This window comes from Pirellulimonas nuda, assembly GCF_007750855.1.
GTDB classification, from domain to species: Bacteria; Planctomycetota; Planctomycetia; order Pirellulales; family Lacipirellulaceae; genus Pirellulimonas; species Pirellulimonas nuda.
The window spans coordinates 2,483,491-2,499,284 of the sequence record NZ_CP036291.1 but is presented as its reverse complement, the minus strand read 5'-3'; the positions used below and the strand labels follow the sequence as shown (position 1 = coordinate 2,499,284).

15 protein-coding genes are annotated in these 15,794 nt (G+C 64.9%); 10 read left to right on the top strand and 5 right to left on the bottom strand.

Annotation, left to right across the window (positions count from 1 at the left end):
• Position 1 precedes the first annotated feature (1 nt).
• The 3 genes from Pla175_RS10155 to Pla175_RS25940 all read right to left on the bottom strand — a co-directional run bounded on the left by Pla175_RS10155 (position 2) and on the right by Pla175_RS25940 (position 3,122).
• Entirely contained in the window at positions 2–1,021 is a 1,020-nt protein-coding gene (locus Pla175_RS10155; protein WP_145283824.1) for a hypothetical protein, read from the bottom strand.
• Positions 1,022–1,223: 202 nt separating this feature from the next.
• On the bottom strand, positions 1,224–2,837 hold the full coding sequence (locus Pla175_RS10150) for a helix-turn-helix domain-containing protein (protein ID WP_197527398.1): 1,614 nt from the start codon (positions 2,835–2,837) through the stop codon (positions 1,224–1,226).
• Positions 2,838–2,948: 111 nt separating this feature from the next.
• Entirely contained in the window at positions 2,949–3,122 is a 174-nt protein-coding gene (locus Pla175_RS25940; RefSeq protein ID WP_197527397.1) for a hypothetical protein, read from the bottom strand.
• Between the two features lie 375 nt (positions 3,123–3,497).
• On the opposite strand from Pla175_RS25940, the gene hisN reads away from it, so the two are divergent.
• The 8 genes from hisN (at position 3,498) to bioA (ending at position 10,838) form a co-directional block, all read left to right on the top strand.
• Positions 3,498–4,325, top strand: a complete 828-nt coding sequence (gene hisN / locus Pla175_RS10145; RefSeq protein ID WP_145283820.1) for a histidinol-phosphatase — start codon at positions 3,498–3,500, stop codon at positions 4,323–4,325.
• A 118-nt stretch (positions 4,326–4,443) separates the two neighbouring features.
• Positions 4,444–4,713, top strand: a complete 270-nt coding sequence (rpmB, locus tag Pla175_RS10140) for a 50S ribosomal protein L28 (RefSeq protein WP_145283818.1) — start codon at positions 4,444–4,446, stop codon at positions 4,711–4,713.
• 54 nt (positions 4,714–4,767) lie between these two features.
• Positions 4,768–5,058 (top strand): Asp-tRNA(Asn)/Glu-tRNA(Gln) amidotransferase subunit GatC, encoded by a 291-nt coding sequence (gene gatC, locus Pla175_RS10135; protein WP_145283816.1) that lies wholly within the window; start codon positions 4,768–4,770, stop codon positions 5,056–5,058.
• Between the two features lie 63 nt (positions 5,059–5,121).
• On the top strand, positions 5,122–6,639 hold the full coding sequence (gene gatA, locus Pla175_RS10130; RefSeq protein ID WP_145283814.1) for an Asp-tRNA(Asn)/Glu-tRNA(Gln) amidotransferase subunit GatA: 1,518 nt from the start codon (positions 5,122–5,124) through the stop codon (positions 6,637–6,639).
• 47 nt (positions 6,640–6,686) lie between these two features.
• Positions 6,687–6,860 (top strand): GxxExxY protein, encoded by a 174-nt coding sequence (locus tag Pla175_RS10125; protein WP_145283811.1) that lies wholly within the window; start codon positions 6,687–6,689, stop codon positions 6,858–6,860.
• A gap of 43 nt (positions 6,861–6,903) precedes the next feature.
• On the top strand, positions 6,904–8,382 hold the full coding sequence (gatB, locus tag Pla175_RS10120) for an Asp-tRNA(Asn)/Glu-tRNA(Gln) amidotransferase subunit GatB (RefSeq protein WP_145283809.1): 1,479 nt from the start codon (positions 6,904–6,906) through the stop codon (positions 8,380–8,382).
• Between the two features lie 180 nt (positions 8,383–8,562).
• The gene (locus Pla175_RS10115) at positions 8,563–9,348 is read left to right on the top strand and encodes an SAM hydrolase/SAM-dependent halogenase family protein (RefSeq protein WP_145283807.1); all 786 of its coding nucleotides are present in this window, start codon (positions 8,563–8,565) and stop codon (positions 9,346–9,348) included.
• Positions 9,349–9,530: 182 nt separating this feature from the next.
• Positions 9,531–10,838 (top strand): adenosylmethionine--8-amino-7-oxononanoate transaminase, encoded by a 1,308-nt coding sequence (bioA, locus tag Pla175_RS10110; RefSeq protein ID WP_231954322.1) that lies wholly within the window; start codon positions 9,531–9,533, stop codon positions 10,836–10,838.
• A 64-nt stretch (positions 10,839–10,902) separates the two neighbouring features.
• On the opposite strand, the gene Pla175_RS10105 is transcribed toward bioA, so the two are convergent.
• Entirely contained in the window at positions 10,903–12,798 is a 1,896-nt protein-coding gene (locus Pla175_RS10105) for a sigma-54-dependent Fis family transcriptional regulator (RefSeq protein ID WP_145283805.1), read from the bottom strand.
• A 191-nt stretch (positions 12,799–12,989) separates the two neighbouring features.
• Here Pla175_RS10105 and Pla175_RS10100 point away from each other — a divergent pair, with 191 nt between their 5' ends.
• Both Pla175_RS10100 and Pla175_RS10095 read left to right on the top strand, forming a co-directional pair.
• Positions 12,990–13,826 (top strand): enoyl-ACP reductase FabI, encoded by an 837-nt coding sequence (locus Pla175_RS10100; RefSeq protein ID WP_145283803.1) that lies wholly within the window; start codon positions 12,990–12,992, stop codon positions 13,824–13,826.
• A gap of 147 nt (positions 13,827–13,973) precedes the next feature.
• The gene (locus Pla175_RS10095; protein ID WP_145283801.1) at positions 13,974–14,711 is read left to right on the top strand and encodes a phosphatase PAP2 family protein; all 738 of its coding nucleotides are present in this window, start codon (positions 13,974–13,976) and stop codon (positions 14,709–14,711) included.
• Between the two features lie 17 nt (positions 14,712–14,728).
• Here Pla175_RS10095 and Pla175_RS10090 read toward each other — a convergent pair whose 3' ends face one another.
• Complete coding sequence (locus Pla175_RS10090) at positions 14,729–15,676, bottom strand: B12-binding domain-containing protein (protein ID WP_145283799.1); 948 nt, start codon at positions 15,674–15,676, stop codon at positions 14,729–14,731.
• Between the last annotated feature and the right edge of the window lie 118 nt (positions 15,677–15,794).

Below are 15,794 nucleotides of genomic sequence, written 5' to 3'. Positions count from 1 at the left end.
GTTAGTCGGTGATTTCGATCGTGCCGAGCCAGTCGCGGAAGGCGCCTTGTTGCGACTGTGCTGTCTTGCTTGGTCCGGTGAGCTTGAAGAACCACACTTGCTCGCCTCGCACGCTCATTGCCGCGAGCATGCCGATCGGTTGATCCGCGGCGATCACGTCAAAGTAGCGCCCGGGCTCGCCCGCGATCTCTACGTCTACCGCCAGATCGTCCAATTCTTCTTCACTGGCGGGTGGTAGTCCAACCTGCCCACGCCAGCGGTTTACGTTCTCCAAGGCGTCGCCCATCTGCCCGAAGGCGGCAAACTGAGAGACCACTACCTCCGCGTCGCCTGCCTGGTAGGTAGCAATCCTCATCGCCCGATCGGGGAGGCGTGTCCACCCAGCGGGCGTTTCGCTCTTAAACGCGGAGTCTACCGCGTCTTTCGCGGGCGCATTCGCCGGTGGGGCGGCAGGGCGGGCCGCCATCGGCGGGGTCATCCCCCCCGCGGCAAACTCGCCCGCAAGATCGACCGAGACGGCGCCCGGAACGGCCTTGAGCGGCGTCGTGATTTTTTCTAGCTGCTGGGGCGTCGCCGGAGGCTGGCCCAACTGGCCGAGCCAGCGGTTAACGTTGCTGAGAACGTCTGCCTCAAGGTCGCCGCTGGCGCCGAGCGGGATGACGGTCAGCTCTAGGCTTCCGGCGTCGGCGGGCGACACCAGCGTCGCCTCGCGCATGTCGCTCGGCGGAAGCTGCTCCCACCCCTTGGGCGTCTGCCAAGCGAGTTTGCCCTCTGCTTCGTTGTCCGGGTGGATCGAAGCGAAGACGGCATCAACGTCCTGTTTCACCGCCGCGACCTTCTCCGGCGGCCCAACGAGCTTGAAGAACCACAGCTTCTCGCCGCTGGGGACGATCGCCGCGAGCATGCGCGAGGGCTCTGCCTGAGACGCGGCGGCACCCCCCATGGGGGGCGTAGCGGCGACCGGCGCGGCAGACTTGGGCGCCTCGTACGAGCGGACCGTCGCCTGATCTTGGCAGCCCAAGGCTAGAGATACGCAAACTAGCGAGCCGAAAATCGGCCGAGATCGAAAACTCACAGAGTGCTCGCCGGTGGGGGAGGGGCCTGAGGAGCGCGACGATTGTCGGCTCCGACTAGGCAGTATACGCCTCGACCCCAACGGGTAGAACAGGCACTTTTGTCGCAGCGACTCTGTGGGGCGCCGGGCAAAGTGTACGGCTGGGCGGCTAACCGCCGCCAAAGAGCGAGCGGAGTCCGTCAATCAGCGAGCTGCCGATCACCGTTGGCTCTTCGTAGCTCCACATCGTGCGGATAAGGTCGGTCATCACCATGGCGCCAAGGGTCATCGGCACCAAGCAAACCGCCAGCAGGCTGAGGCTAAACACGTCGAACCGGGCTTCTGGCACGGTCGGCATGGCGATCGAACTGGGGGGCATTGCGCCGCCAAGGGCCTCGTCGCCGCCCAATCCGGAGCCCAATCCGGCGCCAGAAAGACCCGCACCGGACAGGCCGGCCCCGGAAAGCCCCGCCCCGGAGAGGCCAGCGCCCGACAATCCGGCGCCCGAAAGGCCCGTGCTAGAGAAGCCAGAACCACTGAGGCTGCCGAACCCAGAAATCTCTGGCGACCCTTCTTCTACTTCATCGAGGGCGATCACTTGCGAGCTGTCTTCATCTTCTCCCGCTTCGCCCAGCGGCGTCAGCAGGAAATCTTCGCCGGCGACCGGCGCTCCGCTTCCCAGGGCGCTGGCGCCGGTGTCGATATCGAGGGAACTCCCCAAGTCGAACGAGCTGCCGGCCGCGGCGCCGCTCATCTCTAGGGGGACCTCGTCGAGGGCGATGCCGCTGTCGGAGGGGCTCAGGTTGATTCCGCTGTCGCCGCCGGAGATGCCGACCTGGCTCCCCCCGCCACCGAGCACGAAGTCGTCGTCCTCATCCTCGGAGAGCACAACCGATGAGCCGCTGTCGCCGAGGCCGAAATCGTCGTCGGCCGACGATTCATCAAGGGGCGCGGACGAGCCCTCTGCTTCTTCGAGTTCCAGCTCCAGGCCACTGCCGGTGTCGCCGGTCGGCATCGAGGGGGCCTTCTGCGTGGCCTGTCGGGCCGCGGTGCGGGCGGCGTCGGCGTCGCTCGACGGGATGATCTTGCTCGACTCGAGCTCGAGATCGATGTCGATCTCTTCAAGCTGGTCGAAACCGCTCTTGCCCGCGGCGGGGCCGTCCCCAGAAAGCACGTCTTCTACCGAAGCAGCGAGCTTGACGTCGCTCATCGAAGCCAAGTCGGAGTCTTGGGAGCTGGCGAGCTTGAGGTCGCTCTCGTCCTGTGAGTCGGTGCGCCCGATGATTGTGCTCGGGGGCCGGCCGCCCGAGTCGTCGCCCAGCTCTGCCTCGCTCAGCAGGATTGAGTCGGCGTCGTCGTCCAGCGGGTCGATCTCGAGTCCCAGATCGGACGCCGGCGGGTCGCCTGGCGCCGGGGCCTTTGCGTGCGGCACCGCGGTGCTGTCCGAGAGGGCGTCGTCCGAAAGGTCGAGCTCGAAGGCGTCGCTCCCCTCGGCGTTGGCGGGGCCATCATCTTCCAGACGCAGGTCGTCTAGGTCTTCAATCGGCGAGCCCTTGCCACCGATGCTTCCCAATGTGCTCGGCGAAGGAGCGCCCATGTTGATGGTTGCGTCGGACAGGCCGCTGTCTTCGGGAGACGGGACACCTTGTTCCACCAAGCGGTCGATGTCCTCGCCGCGGAACTTCCAGCTCGCGCCGTCGCGGTAGCCACGCACTTCGTTGGATTCGCGCAGCTCGTTCATCCGCTCGCGAGAAACGCCGAGAAGCTCGACGGCTTCGTCCATCGGTACGAATCTTTGTGCCATGAGGGAGTCTGTCTGCGCGTTGAGGTGCTTTCGATTGCGTGTGGCTGGCGGCCCTCCCATGGCCTGAATGAAACAGCGGTGCTCGCGGCGTTAGCTGCCGAAACCGCTGCGGATTTCCTGGGGCGTGGGCCCACCGCTGTTGTAGTTGTCGATCTGCAGGTCGGGTCCGATCTGGCGAACGCTGCTGAGCGTCAGTTGGCCTGTCTTCGCGCTCACCCGATAGGTAGCGATCGCGGAGCGGGCCGCGTCAACCACTACCAGCAACCCATCGCCTCCTTCGCCGGAGAGCAAGTGCGTTTGGATAGCGGCGGTCTGAGCGGTTGGCCTTGTCGTTTCCTGCGCGGGTGTAGGGAGTGCGTAAACAAGTGCGATCGCCACGCCTAGGACAATCGCTGCAGATCTCTTGCTAAAAGCCGACATGGGTAGACCTTCATCCTTGGAGGCCAGTGTATTACGCCGAGCGGTTTGACGGACGCCGCTCTTCTCGCCATTCTAAACGCCGACCGCCAGCCATCAAGCTAAATCCTGTGCGGACCTATAGTTGGGGCGACCGGCGGAACCCGTATCTTCCTACCAAAGTGGGGGCGCCCAGCGGAACCCGAGTCTTCCTGCCAATTCAAGCTAGGAGCGATAGCCCCCATGCCCCAACCCACCCAGAGCCAAGTCGCCCAGCGGCTGGAGTTTGCTGTGCAGATCGCCCACGAAGCAGGAGCGGTCACCTTGGACTACTTCCGCTCGGCGTCCCTGGCGGTTGATCGCAAGTCCGACGGTTCGCCCGTCACCGCAGCCGACCGGGCGGCCGAAACCTTGCTCCGCGAGCGGATCGCCGCAGAGTTCCCGGGCGACGCGGTGGTCGGCGAGGAGTTCGGCGCCTCGCCGGGCGATTCCGGCTACACCTGGGTTCTCGACCCCATCGACGGCACCAAGTCGTTCATCCACGGCGTCCCGCTTTACACGACGCTGATTGGGGTCCTGACCGGCGACACGCCGGACTGCGGTAAACCGCAGGCCGGCGTAATCCATTCGCCGGCCACGGGAGAAACGGCCTGGGCCGCAATCGGGCAGGGGTGTCGTCTATCGGGACGCAGCGGGGCAGCGGACCGCCCAGGCCAGGTCTCTAGCTGTGGATCGCTGGACGAATCGCTGGTGCTTACCAGTGAGGTCGTAAGTTTCCGACGCAATCGCTCGGGCGACGCGTTGACGAAGTACCTCCAACTGCAAGATTCGGCCCGGTTGGTGCGGACTTGGGGCGACGGCTACGGCTACCTGATGTTGGTCGGGGGTCGGGCCGACGTGATGCTGGACCCAATCATGAATCTCTGGGACGCAGCGGCGTTGATGCCGATCGTGACCGAGGCGGGGGGCAGGTTCACCGATTGGCGCGGCGAAGCAACCGTCCATTCTGGCGACGCGCTGGCGACAAACGGGCAGGTTCACCAGGCTGTGCTAGACATTCTGGCCTCTTGAGAGCCGCATTGCGTACCGCGTGGCAATCCGTATACTGCTGAATTCTGAGGTAACCGGCCGAAACGCCCGCTGGGGCTCGGCGCCACTCCACGTTTGTTGCAAACCCCTTCGATTAGCCATGGCCCGTCAGTGCGAAATCTGCGCGAAGCTTCCCCAAGTTGGCAACACGGTCGCGATCCGCGGTAAGCGGAAGTACTTGGGAGGCGTCGGCACCAAGATCACCGGCATCACCCGCCGCAAGTTCAAGCCCAACCTGCAACGCGTGAAGGTTGCCGGTGAGGATGGCAATGGCCGGCACCTGCTGGTGTGTGTGCAGTGCATCCGCAGCGGCGCGGTTGTCAAGAAGGTCCAGCAGGCGCCGTTTAAGGTGCCAGTGGCCGTGAAGTAGTTCGCCTGCAGACTCGATACTTCTTAGTAAGGGGTTCTTCACGGGAGACGAGTCATGGCGATCTCACGGGCCGACCTTGAAAAAGTGGCGCTTCTCGCACGGTTGACGCTTACTGACGAAGAGCTGGCCACGATGACGCCGCAAGTGGCGGCCATCTTGGAGTACGTCGACCAGCTCAACGCGGTCAACACCGACGGGGTCGAGCCAATGGCCCACGCCGTGGAGCTGCGAAATGTCCTCCGGGAGGACCTGCGCCGCACGAGCTTGTTGCGCGAATCCGCCCTGGCCAGCGCCCCTAAACACAACCACGAAGGCTACCTCGCCCCCGCTGTGCTGGGCGAGTGACGGCGACCGGCGCCTGTCTCCGCCGACACGCCGCCGGGCCCCTCTTACTCTCTGCCGGCCGCCATGGCACTGCTCGACACCTCGGCACGCCATCAGCTCCACGCCTTGGTGCGCGGTGACGTGACCGCCCTGGAGCTTACTCAGCAGCACTTGGCCCGCATCGCCGAGCTTGATCCCACCATCGGCGCCTTCCTGAGCACCTCCGATGAGCCGGCTCTCGCGCAGGCCGAAGCGGTGGACCTCGAGCGCGCCCAAGGCGCCCCCGTAGGACCGCTCGCCGGTCTGCCGATCGCGATCAAGGACAACCTCTGCGACAGTGATCAGCTCACCACGTGCGCTTCGAGGATGCTGGAAGGCTTCTCCCCGCCTTACGACTCTACGGTTGTCGCCCGGCTTAAGGCCGAAAGCGCCGTGCTAATCGGGCGGACGAACCTCGACGAGTTCGCGATGGGGGGATCTACCGAGAACTCGGCGTTTCAGCAGACGCGGAACCCACGCGACCCCGAGCGATCGCCGGGCGGCTCGAGTGGAGGCTCGGCCGCGTGCGTCGCCGCCGGGATGGCGCCCCTGGCGATCGGCAGCGACACGGGGGGCTCGATCCGCCAACCGGCCGCGCTGTGCGGAATTGTCGGGCTTAAGCCAACCTACGGCCGTATCAGCCGGTACGGGCTGGTGGCCTTTGCCAGCAGCCTCGACCAAGTCGGCCCCATGGGCCGAACCGTAGAGGACGTGGCGTTGCTGCTTGACGCGATCAGCGGACACGACCCGCTCGATTCGACCTCGCTGCCGCTGCCGCCGACGGCCTGTCACACAACGGTCAACGAGCCGCTAGCCGGGTTGAAGATTGGCCTCGTCCCTGAGCACTTCGCCAAGGGGCTCGACGGCGAGATCGACGCGGCGGTGCGGGCCGCCATCGACGCCTATCGGTCGCTCGGCGCCAAGGTCATTGAGGTCGAACTGCCGCACAGCCGCTTTGCTGTGGCCACCTACTACGTGATCGCCCCCTGCGAAGCGTCCAGCAACCTGGCCCGCTACGACGGAATCCACTACGGCTACCGGGCCGACGAAGCGGCGGTGGCGCAGGAGCTGGCCGCGGAGCGTAAAGCGCTTCTCGCCGCAGGCGACACGCGCGCGGCCGACGGTCTCGACTCGAACCTTGTGCGGCTCTACCGCCGCTCGCGCAGCGAGGCGTTTGGCCCCGAGGTGAAGCGCCGGATCATGATCGGCACGTACGCCCTCAGCGCCGGCTACTACGACGCCTACTACCTTAAGGCCCTAAAGGTCCGCCGGCTGATCCGGCAGGACTACGACGCGGCGTTCGAGAAGGTCGACCTGATCGCCGGCCCCTGCACGCCGTCGCCGGCCTTCAAGCTGGGCGAGCTGGCGAGCGATCCACTAGCGATGTACCTGCTTGACCTCTACACCGTGGGCGCCAACCTAGCCGGGCTACCAGCCATCAGCCTGCCGTGCGGCGAGACGGCCAGCGGCCTGCCAATCGGCCTGCACCTCACGGCGCCGGCACTCGAGGAAGACAGGCTGCTTAGAGCGGCGAGGATGTACGAGTTGGCTCGCGGCGAGTGACACCGACGTTTGTCCGCGAATGTCGCGAATAGGACGAATAACGATAGATGGCGGTTCTATTCCTCCCGGACGAATGCTATCGAATCGTTGGGGCTTGCTTTGAGGAGCATCGGGCTGTCGTGCTGAATTACCTACGATCAACCCACCTCCCACTTGGTCGTCTCATCAACTTCGGTAAGCACCCGAAACTCCTGTACGAACGCCTAGTTTGGACTCCCTAGCCTTCGTCCGTATTCGCCCCATTCGCAGCATTAGCGGACAAAAATGCCCAACGAGTACACAACCGTCATCGGCCTCGAAGTCCACGTTCAGCTCTCGACCCAGAGCAAGCTGTTCTGCGGCTGCGCGACCACATTTGGCGCGTCGCCGAACACTCAGACCTGCCCCGTCTGCATTGGACTGCCGGGGAGCCTGCCGGTGATGAACCAACAAGCGGTGCTGCTTGCCGCGAAGACGGGGCTGGCGATCAACTGCCAGATCGCCGCGTCCACCAAGTGGGACCGCAAACAGTACTACTACCCCGACCTCCCCAAGGGGTACCAGATCAGCCAATACGACCAGCCGATCGCTGAGGGAGGGTGGCTGGAGATCGCCGACCCGAAGGGCCGATTCGAGCCGAAGCGGGTACGGATCATCCGCGCCCACCTGGAAGAAGACGCCGGCAAGAGCATGCACGACGAGGTGGCGGGCCGCGCCGATAGCGTGATCGATCTCAACCGCACCGGCACGCCTCTGCTGGAGATCGTCAGCGAGCCCGACCTCCGCAGCTCGGCCGAGGCCCGCGCCTACCTGACCGAGCTGAGGCTGCTGCTGACGTACCTCGGCGTCTCGGACTGCAACATGCAGGAGGGGAGCCTGCGGGTCGACGCGAACGTCAATCTCCACATTGACGGGGCGGGGGGAAAAGCCGCAACGCCGATCGTAGAGATTAAGAACATGAACAGCTTCCGCGCCGTCGAGCGGGCCATCGACTACGAGGCGGACCGGCAGTGGCGGGTGTGGCAAGAAACCGGGCAGAAGATCGGCGACGTCCCCAAGCAAACACGCGGCTGGGACGACGCCTCCGGCGTCACCCGTGGACAGCGGAGCAAGGAAGAGTCGAGTGACTACCGCTACTTCCCGGACCCCGACTTGGCGCCGGTCGAGCTGACCGAATCACAGGTCGAGGAGCTCCGCGGCGCGTTGGGGGAATTGCCGGCTGCGCTACGGAGCCGGCTGGAGACTTCTTACGGGTTGTCGCCCTACGACGCCGACGTGATGGTCAATCAGGGCCGGCCGCTGGTTGAGTATTACCTTGTGGCGGCCGACCGATCGGGCGACCCGTCCTCCGCGGCCAACTGGGTGACGCAGCATGTGCTGCGGGTGCTCAAGGGGGAGGAGCACACGCTGGACACGTTCCCGGTCGGCGCCGACCGGCTCGCAGCATTGATTCAGAAAACCGGCTCGGGAGACCTCCCCGGCCCACGAGCCCGCGAGGCGTTCGACCTGATGGTCGAAGCAGGGATCGATGTCGAGGCGGCAATGGACCGGCTCGGGATCGCGGCCGTGGACGAGAGCGCCCTGGTGGAGATCTGCCGGACATTGCTCGCGGCCAACACGAAAATCGTGGCGGATGTGCTCGCCGGCAAGCAGCAGGCCGTCGGGGCGCTAATCGGGCAAGCCAAGAAGCAGAATCCAAACGCGGACCCGGGCCGCGTGCGAGCGATCTGCTTGGAGCTGATCGCTGCAGACGCGAACGGATAGCCTGAAGGAAAGGCTCGGAAAAGCACAAAGAAACGTTTGTCCAAGGATGAGAAAATCTCCTCGCTGCGTCGTTCAATCTATTCCGACCGCTGAGGAGTAACACGAACTTTTATTGTGCCTCTTTGTGGCTGTTTTAGCCGTGGAATCCGTGCTATCCGTGGTCAACCTCGTGGCGGTGCGATGCGGCCAATCCTAACGCTGACGACCGATTTCGGCGAAGGGAGCCGGTATGTCGCAGCAATGAAAGGGGTCGCTTTGTCGATCGCGCCCGACCTAACCGTTGTCGACATCTCGCACTGCGTCCCTCCGCAAGATATCGCGGCTGGGGCAAGGGTGCTGGTTGAAGCAACCCCCTGGTTCCCGGCCGGCACGCTCCATTTGGCGGTGATCGATCCGGGGGTCGGGAGTGACCGACGGATCGTCTACGCCGAGATAGGCGACCAGCGCTATGTCTGCCCCGACAACGGCCTGCTGGGACTGTTGGCTGTCGAGCAAAAGCCCCGTAAACTGCACACGGTTTCGGAAGCCGAGTATTGGCTGCCCGATGTCTCGCGCACCTTTCATGGTCGCGACATCATGGCGCCGGTGGCGGCACGGCTCTGCTCTGGTTTGGCGCCCGAGCGGCTTGGGCCTGCGATCGATGGACTGACGCCGCTTGCCGCGGCCAGGGGGATACGGGTGGGACAACGGATCGAGGGCGAAGTGGTCGAGCTCGACTCGTTCGGCAACCTCATCACCAACATCACGGCCGAAATGCTCACGGGGGTCCCGCGTGACCTGTCGGTAACCGTTGAGTGTGACGACCACCAGACCTTGGGCATCTACGAGACCTACGCGGACCAACCCCCGATGACGCTGATCGCGCTAGTCGGCTCGGGGGGCGCGCTGGAGTTGGCCATCGTAGAAGATTCCGCGGCGATCATGCTCGGCGTCAAAGCCGGAACGCCCGTGGTCGTTCGCTGGTAGAAGACCTGTCCACGAATCGACCAAATAGCTAGTTCGCAGTCAGCGATCAGATTGCAGCCTGTCGAAACGACGTGCATGTCGATAGATACGACCGATAGCAATAGACATCGTGTTGGTCGTTAGGGAATGGAGCTAGGTCCATCCTTCATTAGCTTTTTCGCGATTCGTGGGCAAAGAGTACCTTGACCAACCGAGAGCTTCACGCCTGGGACCGCACGCACCTCTGGCACTCGTTCACCCAGATGGCCGAGTACGAGCCGCTGGTGATCCGCAAGGCAGAGGGTTGCTACCTGGTCGACATCGAGGGGCGCCGGTACCTCGACGCCGCTAGCAGCATGTGGTGCGCGGTGCACGGCCATCGCCACCCGACAATCGACGCGGCGATCCGTGGGCAGCTCGATCGAGTCGCCCAATGCACCTCGCTGGGGATGGGCGCCGAGACCGCGGTCGTGCTGGCCAAGCGGCTGGCCGACTTGGCGCCCGGCGACCTCGACCGCGTGTTCTTCGCCAGCGACGGCGCGAGTGCAACGGAAGTCGCTCTGAAGACAGCGTTCCAGTATTGGCGGCAGTGCGATCGGCCGCGTCCACAGAAGACCAAGTTCTTGGCTTTCCGCGAGGCCTATCACGGCGACACGCTGGGCGCCGCCAGTGTCAGCGGGATCGAACGGTTCACTAGCGTCTTTCAGCCGCTGTTGTTTGACACCATCTATGCACCGCTGCCAGACCCACGCCGTCTGCCGGCCGGCACTCCCACCGAAGAGGCATGCGCTCATTTTCTCGACGAGGTGCGCGGACTGCTCGAACAGCACGCAGAAGAGCTGGTCGCGGTAGTCATCGAACCCTTGGTGCAATGCGCCGCCGGAATGGTGATGCACCCGCACGGCTTTCTCGCCGGGCTGCGGCAACTTACGCAAGCGCACGACCTGCTGCTGATCGCGGATGAGGTGGCCGTGGGGATGGGGCGCACCGGAACCATGTTCGCATGCGACCAAGAGAGCGTGGCCCCCGATCTGCTCTGCCTGGGGAAGGGGCTTTCCGGGGGATACCTGCCGCTCTCCGCAATGATGGCTCCGGAGCGGATCTGGCAAGCGTTCTTAGGGGCCCGCGATTCGCAGCGGGCGCTCGACCACGGACATACCTTCAGCGGCAACCCTCTCGCCTGCGCGGCGGCGATGGGCTGCCTCGACGTGTTCGAGCAAGAGCAAACCCTCGAAGCGTTGCGGCCAAAGATCGCCCGCATCGGCGAGCGGCTGTGCGGCCTGGCCGCTTCTCCCCGTGTGGTGGGGGCTCGGCAGCGGGGGATGATTGCCGCGTTTGACCTCACGCTTGGTCGCGACGCCGGACGTGAGCTCGCCAAGAGGGCGCTCCAGCGGGGAGTGTGGCTGCGGCCGCAGTCAGAGATGGTCTACGTGATGCCGCCGCTGTCGATTACCCTTGCAGAGATCGACAAACTTTTCGATTTGCTGACGGAGCTGGTCACCGCCCTTTAGCTCGGCGACGGGGTCCGCGGACGCACGCAGACGCTTCGATCGAAGAGACGCCAACAGCACATTTCTACCTGCGTTGGTCCGTGTCCGTCGGCGAATCCGAATCGTCCGTCTCCGAGTCGCCGTCGGCGGCCATCCCCAACTGCGTCATCTTGCGGTAAAGGTTAGACCGGTGTACCCCCAGGCGCTCCGCGGCGTCGGTGACGTTGCCCCGGCAGCCCTCGATGGTGTGGCGGATGTAGCCCCGCTGGAACTCGCGTGTCGCAGAACTGAGGGGCAGGTCGGAGTCCATGAGGTCGGAGGTCGGCTTGCCCGGCGCAAGCACAAACGCCAGGTCGCTGGCCTCAACGCGCGGGCCTTGGTGCAGGTAGGCGACCCTTTCCATCAGGTTCCGCAGCTCGCGGACATTGCCCGGCCAGCGATGCGACGCTAGCCGGCTTTTCGCATCTGCCGAGAGTTTGGGCGCCTTGCGGCCCATCGACTGGCAGAAGCCGCGGAGGAAGTGCTCCGCGAGCACCAACACGTCATCGCCGCGGCTGCGAAGCGGCGGCAGCTCGATCGAGACGACGTTCAAGCGATAGAACAGGTCTTCGCGGAACCTCTTTTCTCGGACGAGCTGCGCCAGGTTCTGGTTCGTTGCGGCCAGCAGGCGGACGTCGGTTGCGATGGGCGCAGAACCGCCCACTCGCACAACGACTTTTTCTTCCAACACCCTCAGCAGCTTTGCCTGCCCGCCAAGGCTCATGTCGCCGATCTCGTCTAGCAGCAGCGTCCCGCCGGAAGCCGCCTCAAACTTGCCCGGGCGAGTCTCACGGGCGTCGGTGAACGCCCCTTTCTCATGGCCGAACAACTCGCTTTCCAGCAGCGTCTCGGTGATCGCCGCGCAGTTGACCGCGACGAAAGGTCCGCCGCGTCGCCGGCTGCGGTAGTGAAGCGCCTGGGCGGCCACCTCCTTTCCGGTGCCGTTCTCGCCAAGGATAAGGATCGCCAGGTCGGTGTCCGCGACGCGCTCGATCGTGCCGCGGATCGACTCAATCGCGGAACAGCCCCCCAATAGCCGTGCGCCGCTGGCGGCCTGATCGACCAACTGGTCGTGCCGAGCGAGCAACGCCTCGAACTGCTGCGTGTTGGCCAACGCGATCGCCGCGTTGGCGGCCAAGCCGGTCAGCCCCGCTTCGTCTTCGTCCGTGAACGCTCCTCCTCGCTTGTTGAGCAGCTCAAAAACGCCCAGCCGGCGACCGTCCGCGGCGTCCATCGGAACACACAGCAGCGTCTGGGTCTGGTAGCCGGTTTTCTGATCAAGCGACCGGTCGACCGCCGCAGAACTATCCGGGCCGGTACGCATCGGCTTGCCCGATTGCAGCACGGCTCCCACCACGCCCTTGTCGTCGGGCAGCCGCAGCTCCGCCGCGGCGAAGCCGATCGCCGGCTGCCCAACGAGCGTTCGATTGGCTTCGTCCCACAGGAAAATGCTGGCCCGGTCGGCGTCAAAAAGTTCGCAGGCCGCCTCGGCGATCGCCTCAAGTAGCGGCCTAGTGCCGGTCGCGGCCGCCCATGCCCGGTTGATCTCCACCAACCGCCCGAACCGCTTCGCGGTGCACTCCGCTGCTTCCCAGCGCGCCACCGAGTGGGCCGCGGAACCGAGCGAGGGGGCGTGCTCTCGCAGCCAAGCTTCCGATCCTCCTCGGATCAGCAGGGCCGAATCCGCAGACACAGCTACACCCCGCCACGGCCCCGAGCTAACGACCCGTTCCTCCACCATGGCGTCCGCGGCCAGATCACTAGGCGGGTCGTGCTGGCCTCGGGGCCAGGCCGCGATGGCCCTCCAGATTCCGCGGTCGGCCGCCAACACGGCGGCCTGTTCTACCTGGCCCCCGGCAACGATTGCTTGCAGCGTTCGCTGCCAGAATCCGGCGTAGGACTCTGCTTCATCCACGAGCTGAAGTAACAACCGAGGGAGCATGGCGTTTCTGGTGTGAGCGGAGTGCGGGTGGCGAGTGTCGTCAACTCGATTCGGTCGGTGTCAACAATTGTGCTACATCCGGCCCATCGGGACAACGCCGCACTCCCTTCTGGGTTGGTACGCTTGCTGTTACCATCCGAGGCTGTTTCGTAGGCAGAACAAAGAATCGAAGCGTGGATGGGAGCAGAGTTATGCCGGGACTTTTCGAGGGAAAGCAGGGGCTAATCACCGGCGTGTTCAACGAAAAGTCCATCGCCTGGGCAATTGCCAATGAAGTGCTTACGGGGGGAGGCAAGTGCGGATTCACGTACATGCCGGACAAGCCCGACGATGCCCGCAAGAAGAACCTGGGGCGGATTACCAAGCTCACCGAAGGCAATCCCGGCGCGCTTTTCCTCCAACCGCTGGACGTAACCAAGGACGAGCAGTTGGACGAAGTCTCCCAGCGGTGCCAGAAAGACCTGCCCGGCGGGCTCGATTTTGTCCTCCATTCGATCGCTTTTGCGAACCCCGAGGACCTCAAACGCGACACGATGGAGACCAGTCGAGAAGGCTTCAAGATGGCGATGGAGATCAGCGCCTACAGCCTGCTCGCCATCTCCAACGCCGTGAAGGACCAGCTCAATCCGGGGGCCAGCATCCTCACGCTCACCTACTTCGGCGGCGAGAAGGCGGTGCCCGGGTACAACGTGATGGGGGTCTGCAAGGCGGCCCTAGACGCCTGCGTACGCTACTTGGCCTTCGAGATGGGCCCGCGCCACGTACGCGTGAACGCGTTGAGCGCCGGCCCACTGCAGACTATCTCTGGGCGGGGCGCCGGCGTCGACGCAATGCTGGGCCTGTATGAGGCGATGGCGCCGCTGGGGCGCAACATCACGCACGAAGAAGCAGGGCGGTGCGGCGCCTTCCTGATGTCGGAGATGTCTGGGGGCGTGACCGGTGAGATCCTGCACCTCGACGGCGGCTACAACATCATGGGATCGCCGGGACGCATGCTCGACCAGATCCGCCAACACCAGTCCGGCTAAGCAGCGCCGATCCGCGTTGCTGGCGCCCCGCTTGGTGTGCTAACCTTCCGCGCCAACGGGCCGATCAACTGGAGGGCCGAATAACCGGTGCGCCGCTCGACCCGGCCGCGTCCGGTTGACCGTCCCGCTTCCGGGGAGGGGACACGCATGCCAAGCAGGGACGGGACTTCGACCCCGACGAACACCGGGGGGACGTACTCCCGCCTTTGGCTGGTCCTCTTGCTGCTAGCGCTGGTGGTCGGCCCCGCCTCGCTGCGGATCGACTTGCCCGCGGCCCGCTGGTTTGCGCAGAACCCCGCCCGCGGCGATCTCGCCGACGGCGTTCAAATTGCCGAGTTCTTCGGCCATGGGCTCGGCGTCGTGCTAATCCTGGTGGTCGTTGCGACGCTCGATCCAAAGGGCCGGATTCTCTTGCCGCGACTCGCTACGTCATCGCTGGGAGCAGGGCTGGTCGCCAACGTCTTCAAGATGCTGCTGGAACGACACCGGCCCGGCACGCTCGACCTAAACGCCGCCGGGCTGTGGAATACTTTTGGGGACTGGCTGCCGCTGCTCTCGCATGGGCAGGGCATGCAGAGCTTCCCCTCCGCCCACACGGCTACAGCCGCCGGGCTGGCGGTCGCGCTTTCAGCGGCGTACCCACGCGGACGCTGGCTGTTCGTGGCGCTCTGTCTGGGCGTGGGGCTGCAACGCATGGCTGTGCAAGCTCACTTCCCCTCCGACGTCGTCTACGGCGGCGTCGTGGGCGCTATCTGGGGGATCCGCTGCCAGGTCGGCTTACTGGGGCGATGGTTCGACCTGATTGAGGCCCTCTGGATACGCGGCCCCAACGCCGACCCGAAGAGTGCGAGCCCCCCGAGTCAGGGCCGTTCCAAAGTGGCGTAGCGGGCGCCAAGGAGGCTTCAGCCTGCGGTGTCAGACGCCGCATCTCGGCGGATGAGCTCGCACAGCGACTCTGAACTGTCGCCGCGAGACGCGAACGTCGACCCGGCGGAGGAGGCGTGAAGTTTCGCGGCAAAAACCGCGAGTTCCTGGAAGCTTGTCATGTAGTGGGCCTGCTCGAGGCCTTCCGCAAAAGTCTCGTCGCATGCGCGGCCCCCAACGGCGACGGGGACCCCGGCGGGGAGCGTCCCGGCAAAGTCACGGAATGCTCGGCGGCCCTCCTCGGCGCACTCGAGATGCGTGAGGCTCAGCCACACAAGCGCCGGTCGGTAGCGTTCCACCGCTGCCCGAAGCGATGCATACGGCAGCTCACTCCCCAGGGTTACCGCGTGCCAGCCGCTCTCAACGAGGGTCAACTCGACCATCAGCGACGGAAGCCGCGAAGTGTCCTTTCCCGGCGCGCCGCCGATCGCGACCGGCGCGTCTGAGTCGTGTCCCGGAGCGAGGGTCCGCAGGTTGTAGATTACTCGATTAAGGATCTCACACGCCCGATGCTCCTGGAATACCTCCAGCTCGCCGCACTCCCAGCGGCTGCCAATTCCGCAGAGCGTTGGCGCCAAGAGGTGACAACAGATATCGACCAGCTTAGCGCCAGCAAGGTAACCCCCTACGACAATGCCCAGGCAGAGTTCTTGATCGCCGGATTCAAGAGCGGCGCCGAGTGCTTCGCGGGCCTCTTCGCACTCCATCCGGCGGCCGAGCGCAGCCGGCAGGCCGATCAGCTCCGGTCGCACCGCCGTGCGCTTTTGATCGCGCAAGAACCGGGCGACCTCTGAAATGCGGATCTTTCGGTGTCCGCCGGGGGTCTTCTCGACCCCAATCGCTCCCCGGTCGCACCAACGCTTGAGCGACGACTCGCTCACACCGATGGCGAGTGCAACCAGTTTGGGGCTCAGGAGTTGCTGCATCGCGGATGTTTACTGCGGGGTAGACGCCAGTCCACTGCTGCGGCAGCGAACGACTTGCTCCTACTGTAGTTCGGCAAACCCAGCCGCCCATAGTGCGGCACTCCGCAGAACTCGCGGA

Excerpts from the sequence above, each read along its gene's own strand:
- gatC (WP_145283816.1), top strand. The coding sequence starts at position 4,768 with ATGGCGATCTCACGGGCCGACCTTGAAAAAGTGGCGCTTCTCGCACGG.
- gatA (WP_145283814.1), top strand. The coding sequence starts at position 5,122 with ATGGCACTGCTCGACACCTCGGCACGCCATCAGCTCCACGCCTTGGTG.
- Pla175_RS10095 (WP_145283801.1), top strand. The coding sequence starts at position 13,974 with ATGCCAAGCAGGGACGGGACTTCGACCCCGACGAACACCGGGGGGACG.
- gatB (WP_145283809.1), top strand. The coding sequence starts at position 6,904 with ATGCCCAACGAGTACACAACCGTCATCGGCCTCGAAGTCCACGTTCAG.
- Pla175_RS10150 (WP_197527398.1), bottom strand. The coding sequence starts at position 2,837 with ATGGACGAAGCCGTCGAGCTTCTCGGCGTTTCTCGCGAGCGGATGAAC.
- hisN (WP_145283820.1), top strand. The coding sequence starts at position 3,498 with ATGCCCCAACCCACCCAGAGCCAAGTCGCCCAGCGGCTGGAGTTTGCT.
- rpmB (WP_145283818.1), top strand. The coding sequence starts at position 4,444 with ATGGCCCGTCAGTGCGAAATCTGCGCGAAGCTTCCCCAAGTTGGCAAC.
- Pla175_RS10090 (WP_145283799.1), bottom strand. The coding sequence starts at position 15,676 with ATGCAGCAACTCCTGAGCCCCAAACTGGTTGCACTCGCCATCGGTGTG.
- Pla175_RS10105 (WP_145283805.1), bottom strand. The coding sequence starts at position 12,798 with ATGCTCCCTCGGTTGTTACTTCAGCTCGTGGATGAAGCAGAGTCCTAC.
- Pla175_RS10115 (WP_145283807.1), top strand. The coding sequence starts at position 8,563 with ATGCGGCCAATCCTAACGCTGACGACCGATTTCGGCGAAGGGAGCCGG.
- Pla175_RS10100 (WP_145283803.1), top strand. The coding sequence starts at position 12,990 with ATGCCGGGACTTTTCGAGGGAAAGCAGGGGCTAATCACCGGCGTGTTC.
- Pla175_RS10125 (WP_145283811.1), top strand. The coding sequence starts at position 6,687 with ATGGCGGTTCTATTCCTCCCGGACGAATGCTATCGAATCGTTGGGGCT.